Origin of the sequence: Pseudonocardia nigra, from assembly GCF_019396355.1 — a bacterium.
Lineage (GTDB): Bacteria > Actinomycetota > Actinomycetes > Mycobacteriales > Pseudonocardiaceae > Pseudonocardia > Pseudonocardia nigra.
This window is the reverse complement of the sequence record NZ_JAHKRK010000541.1, coordinates 1-776: the sequence shown is the minus strand read 5'-3', so window position 1 is coordinate 776 and position 776 is coordinate 1. Positions and strand designations below refer to the sequence as shown.

Below are 776 nucleotides of genomic sequence, written 5' to 3'. Positions count from 1 at the left end.
CTAGGCGCCCTGGCCGGACATCTGCATCAGCCCGCCGTCCATGACGTAGGTTGCGCCGGTGACGTAGTCGGCCTCGCTGGAGGCGAGGAACACCGCGAGCCGGGCGATCTCCTCGGGTTGGGCGGCGCGCTTTAGCGGGATGCTCTGCACCTGCTGCTCCCGGAACTTTGGGTCGTCGATGGCCTTCTGGTTGAACGGGGTCAGCACCATGCCCGGCGCGATGTTGTTCACCGTCATGCCCATGTCGGAGACCTCGAGCACCAGGGTGCGGGTGAGGTTGCGCAGCGCCCCCTTCGAGCAGTCGTAGTCCGCCGCCCCGGCCCGAGGCTGCTCCTGGTGCACAGACGTGGTGTTGATGATCTTGCCGCCGCCGCCGTGCTGTTTGCGGTGGTTGATGAAGTGCTTGCAGCAGGTCAGCTGTCCGATGAGATTGCTGCGCAGGGTGGCCTCGAAGTCGGCGATCTTCAGGTCGGCGACATAGGTGCCGGAAGCATCGACGCTGGCGTTGTTCATCAGGATGTCAACCCGACCGAAGGCGTCGAACGCCGCCTGAAACAGGCGCTCGACCTGGTCCTCGTAGCCGTGGTCGCCCTGCACGACGATTGCCCGGCGGCCGTGGGCCTCGACCTGCTCGCGGGTGGAGTTCGCCCCCTGCTCGTCGTGCAGGTAATGGACGACGACGTCGGCGCCCTCGCGGGCGAACTCGATCGCGGTGGCCTGCCCGATCCCGGAGTCCGATCCGGTGATCAGCGCGACGGTGTCCTGGAGTTTGCCCA

1 protein-coding gene is annotated in these 776 nt (G+C 66.6%); it reads right to left on the bottom strand.

Annotated features, from left to right (window positions below):
* A partial coding sequence (locus tag KME75_RS42100) for an SDR family NAD(P)-dependent oxidoreductase (RefSeq protein WP_219420663.1) occupies positions 1 to 776 on the bottom strand: 776 nt, incomplete at its 5' end.